Origin of the sequence: Candidatus Syntrophosphaera sp. (assembly GCA_019429425.1) — a bacterium.
GTDB lineage: Bacteria > Cloacimonadota > Cloacimonadia > Cloacimonadales > Cloacimonadaceae > Syntrophosphaera.
Map to the genome: position 1 here is coordinate 1 of JAHYIU010000090.1, position 9,754 is coordinate 9,754.

Below are 9,754 nucleotides of genomic sequence, written 5' to 3' on the forward strand. Positions count from 1 at the left end.
CTGCTCCGCTTTCAGGAATACTTCCTGCAACGATTGGTCTTTTGGTCGTGGCATCTCGCCTCCAGTATTTAGATTTTGGAGACAAGATAATCACTATATATGATTTGTCAACATGGAATTTGTATAACAGGGTCTGGAACAGGCTGGTGTTCCACCACATGTCGACCGGGATCCTGGCCGTCTGGTTGCCGCTGCCGATGGTCACGCTGGTTTGAGCCTGGACGGAAACAGCCAGGAAAAACAAGGCCGCCAGCGGAGCCATGATCTTCAATGTCTTCATCAAAACCTCCTCCGCTGCCGGCGGGAGCATTAACTCCGGAGGCAGCTTTCGTGCTAAAACGGATGGGGCCTGAACCTCCCGATCCAGGCCCCGTCTAATGTTTTATGCAATGATCTTGTTTACAGTGCCGGAACGGCTTAATCCTCAGCGACCTCCGGCAGCATGATCACACTCAGCTTGTTTTTGTCGAATCTGATGTATTTCTTCGCCGTCTTGACCAGGATATCCCGATCGATCCGCTCAAAATACTCCGGCTTATCCAGGAATCCCGTCAAGGGACGCCCCAGCCGCAGGTTGTTTTGGATCTGGCCCAGCCAGTAACGGTTCGAGCGGATGTTCTCAGAATGCCGTTGCTCCAGGGTCGCCCGGGCTGAGATGGCATATTTTTCAGGCAGATCTCCAGTTCTGATGCTGTCCAGGGTGGCAAAGATGGCGGCATTGAGTTCATCCACGCGAGCCGGGGAGCAGGCCATCACGGTCATCAGAGAGTAGCTTTGCTTCGGCAATTCCGTGCTCTGCAGAGATGCCTGGATGAAGTACACTCCGCTCAGTTCCTCGCGGATGTTTTCCCGCAGTTTTTCGTTCAGCACATATTCGAGAGCGCTTAATTGGACTTCGTTCTCCAGGCTGTAGGAGTATTTCCCGTCGCTGATGTGGGCCACGAAACTGCGATCACTCGAGCCTTTGCGGAAACGCAGCTCCTTTTGACCGGCGGAGGTGCCGATCCCCACATCCCTGGCTTTTTCCCTGCGTCCGCTGGCAGGCAGGTTGGCCAGATAAACCTGGCAGTATTCTTTCAGCAGGTCCTCGTCAAAATTACCCACGATCACGAAACTGAAATCGGAGAAATCCGCGAATCGATCCCGGAAGATCCTTTCCACGGAGGCAAGCTCCACCTCATCCAAGTTAAAATCGGCCAGGCTCTTCATGTAAGGATGATCGTTGTACCTTTCGCTGGACATTCTCCGGAAGAAAACCATCATGGGATCAAGGTCCTGGTTCTGGATCATGTTTTTGGTCCGTTGGACATAGGAGCGGAAATCTTCTGGGACAAAGCGGGGATTTGTGCCGTATTGATGGACCAGTTGGAACATCAGTTCCAGATCCCGGGGTGAGCAGGAACCGCTGAATCCCTCGGTTTTCAGGCTCAGGTTCAAAGAAGCATTCGCCACCTTGCCCACCAATGCTTTGTCCAGAGTGGTGGCATCGAAATTGCCAAATCCGGACTCCCCGACGTAACCCGATACCAGATTGGCTGCCGCGATTTCCTCCTTTTTATATTGGGAATAGCCGCCGGGGCTCACAGCTGCCAACAGGACCTCGTCATTCTTGAAATCGGTCTTCTTGCTGTATACTTTCACTCCGTTGGCCAGGGTCCAGAATCGGATCCCGGTTTGGGGATCAAGGCTTTCCTTTGTGACCGGCCTGGGTGCGGGAATGCTGGCCATGATCGGCTCGTCAAGAGCTTTGTCCTCATAGGGCTCGATCTCGAGTGTGTTCACGGTGCGGGCGATCTCCAGCATACGTTCTTCGGAAGGATAGTTCAGGCCCTCCTGCTGTGGCGCTCCGATCGAAATGAACATGTTCTTTTCCGGAATGAGCTGGGTGACAATGGCGTTTACATCTTCCAGTCCGACGTCCTCCAGCAGGAGGCTCAGAAGCTGAAATTCCTGGTCCGGGCCCAGATAGACATTCCGGTTGGCAATCGCGTCGATGATTGACCAGGCCATATCCCTCGATTCACGGGTATCTTTTTCCGCCAAGCCCTTTTCCGCCGCCCGCAGCAGATCGATCTTGGCGCGCTCGAATTCCGTCGCCAGGAATCCGTATCGTTGGACCCGCTCCGTTTCCGTGAGGATGGTGCTCAAAGCTTCCTCTGCCTTGCCGTTGGTGAACACGGCCATTACCGATGCCGCGGACATTGTGCGCAGAACGGGAGATTCATACCCGAAGGCGAAGGAAAAGGGCGGTTCTGAGCTCTTGCTGTGTTCATCCAGCCTGGAGTTCAACATGGTATAGAACAGGGTTTGGATCACGCTCTGACGGAAATCACCCAGTGTTTGCAAGCGTTTGACATCCTGTTTCCACATCACGTTGAGCGTGTTGTAGGGAAATTCCCTGTCCGTGGCCACCACCGCCTGGGGTTCAAGGTTGTCCGGGACCGTGAAGTCTTCCCGGTTGCGGGGATTCTCCTCCGCAGGAATGGAACCGAAATACTCCTGAACCAGCGTTAGCATGGCTTCGGGCTCAAAATCCCCGACGATCACCACGCTTTGCAGATCCGGGCGATACCAATCCCGGTAAAAGCGCTTGATGGTGTCATGTTCAAAGCCGCTGATCACTTCATGGGTGCCGATGGGTGAGCGTTCCGCGTAACGTGAGCCAGCCAGCATGACCGCGTTTTGGGCGTCCCGGATGCGGGTCGAGGCCCCCTGCCCCATTCTCCACTCCTCGATGATGACTCCCCTTTCGCGTTCGATCTCGGCCGGATCGAAGCTGAGCTGATGCGCCATGTCTGAAAGAATCAGCAGCCCCTGGCGCAGCTTGGTTTCATCATTGGTGGGGATCTTGAGCGTATAAAAAGTGGCATCGTAACCTGTCATGGCGTTCAGGCCGTTTTGATAGCCCATGCCGATCGAGGACAGATATTCCACGACCTCGGCTTTGGCGAAGTTTTTGGTGCCGTTGAAGGCCATGTGTTCCGTAAAATGGGCCAATCCGCGCTGGTCGTCGTCCTCGTTTACGGAGCCCACGTCCACGTAGAGCCGCAGTTCGGCGATGTCAGCCGGTTTGGGATTGCGCATGATGTAATAGCTCAGCCCGTTGGGAAGTTGCCCGGAAAGTATCGCGGGATCCTGCTGCAGAGGCAGTCCACGCAATTCGGGCGGGAGAGCGGAAAGGGCGGTGATAAGTACACACAGTAGCAGCGCGCTCAGGATGATCGGTTTGATCTTCATTTTACCTTTTTCTCCATCAAAGAATTTCTTCAGGGTCGGTGAGGGTGATCAGGAATTGCTGGTCCTTCTCCAGGATGGTGGTGTCCCCTCCATACGTGAGAACCGTGTTGTCAGCCATCTCGACCGTCGCGTAGTAGTAAAAGTTGTTATTGGCCGTGGCATAATCCACTCTCAGGAATTTCATCTCGCCCGGAGTTAAACTACCCAGGTCCTCCACGAAAGAGGCCGCCACGAAATTGTGCTTGTAGAGTAGGACTCTCTGAACCCCCTGGCTGCTGTTGTTCACAACCTTGAAGCTGGCCCGGTTGGGGCTGATATAGGCGCTCAGGGTCTGGCCCACCTTGATGGTCACGGTGGTGGAATCCGTGTAGGATTCCTCGCCCTCGTCATAGGTGTGATAAGTTTCGCCGATGATACTTACCGGGACCACCTTTTCCACGCCCGGATTGAAGATGTGCTGTTTATCCGTGGAGATCTCCCAGGTGTGTTCCTCTCCGCCGGGAATGGTTACTTCGTCCTGAGCTCCGATCGTCGCGTAGAGCGGAAAGGAGGTCCTGTTCACAACGCGGAACTTGCCGCCGGATTCACAGGCCGCCAGGAGCAGCAGAACTGCCAGGACTGTCAGGGTAATGATAACTTTTCTCATCTTGTTCCTCACTTACTAAGGTCAGGGTAAATATGTTGGGAAAGCCTGTCAAGGATAATCTGCCCCAAGCCGGGATCAGATGATCTCGAAGATCAGGTCCTCTTTATCGACAGGTTCAGGAACCAGGGTGTAGGCCGACCTGATCAGTTCCGCCACCTGCCTTGCCTTTTCCAGATCATTGGCATGGACCTCGCCGATGGGTTCGCCTGGTTCGAGCTTATCCCCGATCTTGGGAATGAGCAGGGCTCCGGCGCCATAATCCAGGGTGTCTGAAACCTTCATCCGGCCTGCTTTGATCCGCACCAGGGCATAGCCGATGGCGCGGGAATCGATCTTTTGCACATGGCCGCTTCCCCTGGCCAGGATCGGGACCTTGTGTTCCGTTGTGCCCAGCAGGCTGTAATCTTCAAAAACATGCGGATCCCCGCCCTGGGCAATGATGATCTCCTCCAGCTTTTGGAGGGCCTGGCCGCTTTTCACGGCCCAATCGATCAGGGTTAGGGACTCATCCTCGGAAGTGGCCAAACCGCTGCTCAGCAGAAGTTGCGAGACCAGTTCCGTGGTGAGGATGCCGGTGTCTTTCAGCGGATTTCCTTTCAGGTATTCGATCGCCTCGATCATCTCCAGCCCGTTGCCCACGGCCAGTCCCAGGGGTGAATTCATGTTGGAAAACACCACCTTCACCTTCTGGCCGAATTTCTCGCCGGTGGAAACAAGCAGACTGGCCAACTCGCGAGCTTTGTCCAGATCTGGCATGAAGGCCCCGCTGCCGATCTTGAGGTCGATCACCAGATGCCTGGCCCCCTCGGCGATCTTTTTGCTCATGATGCTGGCTGTGATCAGCCCCGGGCTTTCCACCGTGGCCGTCACATCCCGCAGCGAATAGATCTTCCTGTCGGCCGGCACCAGATCGTCGGATTGCCCCACCAGCGCGCAGCCATGCTTCTCCACCAGGGCTTTGAACTCGTCCGGACCATAGGAAACCCGGAATCCGGGAATGGATTCCAGCTTGTCCAGGGTGCCGCCGGTGTGGCCCAGACCGCGTCCGGAGATCATCGGAATGGCAAGGCCCAGCGAAGCCGCGATGGGAGCCAGCATCAGGCTGATCTTGTCGCCCACGCCGCCGGTGGAGTGTTTGTCCGCCACCAGCATGTTATCTCCAAAGGAGAGGGTTTTGCCGCTGTCGATGTAATTCTGGGTGAGGGCGGCGATCTCGGCGACCTCCATTCCTTGGAAATAGATGGCCATGAGCAGGGCGCTCATCTGGTATTCCGGGATGCTGCCATCCAGAAAGCCTTTGATGAAGAAAGATATCTGCTCTGGCGCGAGCGCTGAACCGTTGCGCTTGGCCAGGATTAGTTCCACGGGATTGTAGGTTTGCATCGGATTCCTTTAGTTAACCACAAGTTTTTCGCGGATATAGCCGCTGAACATATCCATCACCCAGACGACGATCGCGATCAGCCACATGATCAGGCCCACATTGCGCCAGGCCAGCATCTGCTGTTGCTGGTTCAAGGCCAGTCCGATCCCGCCGCCGCCCACAAAGCCCACGATCGTGGCCATGCGCACGTTGATGTCCCAGCGGTAGATGGTGAAAGCCAGATAGGGCGCCAGGATCTGCGGCGTGACTGCGTAGCGCCAGACCTGGAGCGTGGAGGCACCGGTGGCGCGGATTGCTTCCAGAGGCCCCGGATCGACGTTCTCGATCTGTTCGGAGTAAAGCTTGATCAGGGCGGCGATGGAATGGATCCAGAGCGCCAGCATGCCGGCGAAAGGCCCGATCCCCACCCAGACGCAAAAGATGATCGCCCAGACGATGGCCTCGATCGACCTGAAGAGCGTGGATATGGTGCGGATGGCCACATAGGCGATCCGGCCCGGCAAAGTGGAGTACATCAGGTTTTTGGCCGCGAAGAAGCTGAGCAGGAAGGCGAAGGGGATGGCGAAGACCGTGGCCAGCAGGGCCAGGTAGATCGTCTCCATCAAGGCGGCGAGCATCGGCGTCAACTGCTTCAGATTGGGATTGAAGATACCCTTCAGGATGTTCTGGGCGTTGCCCGCCTGGGTAAGAAAAGCCAGCGGCTTCACCTCCACGATCACCCAACCTACCACAAAGCTGAGCAGCACCGCGACCAGGATCTCGCGCTTCCAAAACTCTCCTGTATCCTTGTTGGCTGGATCGGCGATCCGAGCGCCGAGGCTGTGCTTCACAGCGCCCAAACCCAGCGCCGTGAGCAGAGGCAGACCCCAGATGAACCAACCCGGAAACTTCATCTCATAGAGCCTGAACCCCAGCCAGGCCAGGCTGCCCCAGATATAGAGCCAGAGCAGGTATTCGATCGCGCACGCTTTGATGTACTTCATAAACGGTAAGCTCTTCGTCTGCCGATAATCGTCAAGCACTTTTTGCTCCGCAGTCCCCAAAACAAATCTGATAAAGGCTTTGCCGGATCTTCAACCTTTATTTCCTTGACACTCATCCCCCCTATCAATTTTTAGGTTGTTTTCAGGCAAATTTTACATCCAACCCCGTTTTCGGGAATGGAACAAGGAAAGATCATGGAAATCAGTAAAACCTACGCAGCAAAGCAAATAGAGCAAAAATGGTACGACTTTTGGGAAAGCCGGGGCTACTTCCGCCCCGCTGGCGATGAGGGCAAAAAGCCCTTCACCATCCTGATCCCGCCGCCCAACGTGACGGGCATCCTGCATGTCGGACACGTGCTGAACAACACCCTGCAGGACGTGGTGGTCCGCTACCACAGGATGCTGGGGGAGCCGACCCTCTGGCTGCCGGGCGTTGACCATGCCGGCATCGCCACCCAGAACATGGTGGAAAAGAGCCTGGCCAAGGACGGGCTGAGCCGCCACGACATCGGGCGGGAAAAACTGGTTGAGCTGATCTGGCAATGGAAGCGGGATAAAGGCGACACCATCATCGACCAGCTCAAGCTGCTGGGCGCTTCCTGCGATTGGGACCGCCTGCGCTTCACCATGGACGAGATGCTTTCCCGCGCCGTTAAAGAGGTCTTCATCAGCCTGTATGAAGACGGCCTGATCTACAAGGGCAAATACATCATCAACTGGTGCCCGCGCTGCGTGACCGCCCTGGCCAACGATGAGGTGGAACACGCCGATGAATCCGGAAGCCTCTGGTACATCCGCTATCCCTTTGCCGATGGGAGCGGACATCTGATCGTGGCCACCACGCGCCCGGAAACCATGCTGGGCGACACCGCCGTGGCCGTGAATCCCAAGGACGAACGCTTTAAACACATCATCGGCAAAGAGGTCGCCCTGCCCCTCACTGGAAGGAAGATCCCCGTCATCGCAGACGAATATGTGGACCTCGAATTCGGCACTGGCTGCGTGAAAGTGACCCCAGCCCACGACCCCAACGACTTTGAGATCGGCCGCCGCCACGATCTGCCCCAACTGCTGGTGATGGACGAACACGGCATCATGAACGCCGCCGCCGGAGCCGATTTCGAGGGCATGGAGCGCTACGCCTGCCGCGCCAAGATCGTCCAGATGCTGACAGACCAACATCTCCTGGAAAAGATCGAAAAGCACGATCATGCCGTGGGGCATTGCTATCGCTGCGACACCGTGATCGAGCCCTATCTTTCGGACCAGTGGTTCGTGAAGATGAAGCCCCTGGCCGGGCGCGCCATCGAGGTGGTGGAATCCGGCGAAGTGCGCTTCCAGCCTGAACGCTGGACCAAGGTCTACATGCACTGGATGAACAACATCCGCGATTGGTGCATCAGCCGCCAGATCTGGTGGGGACATCGCATCCCGGCCTATTATTGCGATGACTGCGGCAGGATGGTGGTGGCCAAGGATACTCCGTCCCAATGCCCCGCCTGCCAGGGAAGCTCTTTCCATCAGGACGAAGACGTTTTGGACACCTGGTTCTCATCCTGGCTGTGGCCTTTTTCCACCCTGGGCTGGCCGGACGACACTGAGGACCAGAAGCGCTTTTTGCCCACCCAGGTGCTGATCACGGCCCCGGAGATCATCTATCTCTGGGTGGCCCGGATGATCATGAGCACCCTCCATTTCAAGGATAAGATACCCTTCGACACCGTTTTGCTCCACGGGACCGTGCGCGACGAACTGGGCCGCAAGATGAGCAAATCCCTGGGCAATTCGCCCGATCCCATCGACATCATCGCCAAGGTGGGGGCCGACGCCCTGCGCTTTTCCATGGTCTTTGGCACCCCCAAGGGCGCCGACGTTATCTATTCAGATGCTATCCTGGAAACCGGGCGCAATTTTGCCAACAAGATCTGGAACGCCTTCCGCTTCATCATGATGAACCTCGAAGAGGGCGAGAAACTTCCCGCCAGAGAGGATCTGAAGCTTGAACTGGCCGACCGTTGGATCTATTCCCGCTTGAACGAGACCGCCCGCGAAGCAGGCCGCCACTATGCCAACCTCCAGCTCAACGACGCGGCGCAGTGCGTGTTCCAGTTCATCTGGGATGAATTTTGCTCCTGGTACATCGAACTCTCCAAGGACCGCCTCACTTCCGGGGATCCGCAGTCCCGCGGGACCGCGCTGTACATCCTTCTGGATGTGATGCAATCCGCCATGCGCCTGCTCCATCCGATCATGCCCTTCATCACCGAAGAGGTCTGGCAAACCATCAAAAGCGTCTTCCCCCAGCCCGAGGAGGCCCTGATCGTGGCCGCTTTCCCCGCCTGCGACGAGACTTTAATCGATCCGGATATCGCCGACGACATGGCCTTCATGCAGGAGGCCATCTCCGCCGCGCGCAACCTGCGCAAACAGGTCAACCTCAATCCCGGCGCGAGGATCAACCTCTTTATCCGCATTGCCGAAGACCGCCAGAAAGAACTCTTTGCCCGCTACGCCTCCTACTTTGGCAAACTCGCCAAGGCGGACAACCTGGAAGTTGCCCGGAATCTGGCCAAGCCCCCGGCCTCCATCGCCGCCGTGGTGCGCAATATCGAGATCTTCCTGCCCCTCAAAGGCCTGATCGATCTCGAGGCCGAACAGGCCCGCCTGGGCAAACAGATCGCCAAGCTGGAAAGAGAACTGGCCGGGATCCAGGCCAAGCTGAACAACCAGAACTTCCTCTCCAACGCCAAAGCCGAGGTCGTGGAAAACGAGCGCCAGCGCTTCACGGACGTGAGCACAAAACTGTCCTTGACAAAAGACCTGCTTAAGGATTTGAGGTAACCATGTTGAGCAGCATGTCAAGGCTGCTGCTCAGGCTTAACTTTTAACTCTTAACTTTTAACTCTAAACTCACACATGGAGTGGGGCTATAGCTCAGTTGGGAGAGCGGAACGTTCGCAATGTTCAGGCCAGGGGTTCGAGTCCCCTTAGCTCCACCAAAGCTTGACCGTGGTCCTTCCAAGCCCGGAGGCTGGATTGGCCGCGGTTCTTTTTTTCCCCGGTAAAGCTATTTGAGCAGCGCCATCCTCCTGATCTCGCGGCGCCCGCCTGATTCCAGGCAATAGAGATACACCCCGCTGGAAACGGCTTTCCCGTCGCTGTCTGTGCCGTCCCAGACGATCCCATGCGCGCCCAGGCCGAATTCCCCTTCCGCCAAAACCTTCACCAGCCTGCCTTTCAGGTCGTAGATGGCCAGCCGTGCCGGGGCGCGGGCGGAAAGCTCGAAGCCGATCCTGGTTTCCGGGTTGAAGGGATTGGGGTGGTTCTGCAGGAGCAGATTCGCCGCCGGGGGTTGGTTGGGATCGTCGTTGGCCACCTGAAACGAGATCTGCAGTTCCGCGAACATCACCTGGCCGCCGTCGCAGACCGGGTGGTAAGGCGGATCGATGGCGTTGGCCCCCCAGGTGAAATCATCGTAAAACATCAGGCCCAGCCTGCCTG

The 9,754-nt window shown here is 56.8% G+C and carries 7 protein-coding genes and 1 tRNA gene; 2 read left to right on the plus strand and 6 right to left on the minus strand.

Annotation, left to right across the window (positions count from 1 at the left end):
• From K0B87_08400 to phnE, 5 genes are all read right to left on the minus strand, one after another.
• A partial coding sequence (locus K0B87_08400) for a hypothetical protein (GenBank protein ID MBW6514760.1) occupies positions 1-280 on the minus strand: 280 nt, incomplete at its 3' end.
• Between the two features lie 137 nt (positions 281-417).
• Entirely contained in the window at positions 418-3,237 is a 2,820-nt protein-coding gene (locus K0B87_08405) for an insulinase family protein (GenBank protein MBW6514761.1), read from the minus strand.
• A 16-nt stretch (positions 3,238-3,253) separates the two neighbouring features.
• Positions 3,254-3,883: a hypothetical protein gene (locus tag K0B87_08410; GenBank protein MBW6514762.1), complete on the minus strand. Its 630-nt coding sequence runs from the start codon at positions 3,881-3,883 to the stop codon at positions 3,254-3,256.
• 75 nt (positions 3,884-3,958) lie between these two features.
• Complete coding sequence (locus K0B87_08415) at positions 3,959-5,266, minus strand: thymidine phosphorylase (GenBank protein MBW6514763.1); 1,308 nt, start codon at positions 5,264-5,266, stop codon at positions 3,959-3,961.
• Between the two features lie 9 nt (positions 5,267-5,275).
• A complete protein-coding gene (gene phnE / locus K0B87_08420) occupies positions 5,276-6,250 on the minus strand; it encodes a phosphonate ABC transporter, permease protein PhnE (GenBank protein MBW6514764.1) in 975 nt (324 codons plus the stop codon).
• Positions 6,251-6,445: 195 nt separating this feature from the next.
• On the opposite strand from phnE, the gene K0B87_08425 reads away from it, so the two are divergent.
• Together K0B87_08425 and K0B87_08430 are read left to right on the plus strand one after the other, a co-directional pair.
• On the plus strand, positions 6,446-9,094 hold the full coding sequence (locus tag K0B87_08425; protein ID MBW6514765.1) for a valine--tRNA ligase: 2,649 nt from the start codon (positions 6,446-6,448) through the stop codon (positions 9,092-9,094).
• 82 nt (positions 9,095-9,176) lie between these two features.
• Positions 9,177-9,252, plus strand: a tRNA-Ala gene (locus K0B87_08430).
• A gap of 68 nt (positions 9,253-9,320) precedes the next feature.
• On the opposite strand, the gene K0B87_08435 is transcribed toward K0B87_08430, so the two are convergent.
• A partial coding sequence (locus K0B87_08435) for a hypothetical protein (GenBank protein ID MBW6514766.1) occupies positions 9,321-9,754 on the minus strand: 434 nt, incomplete at its 5' end.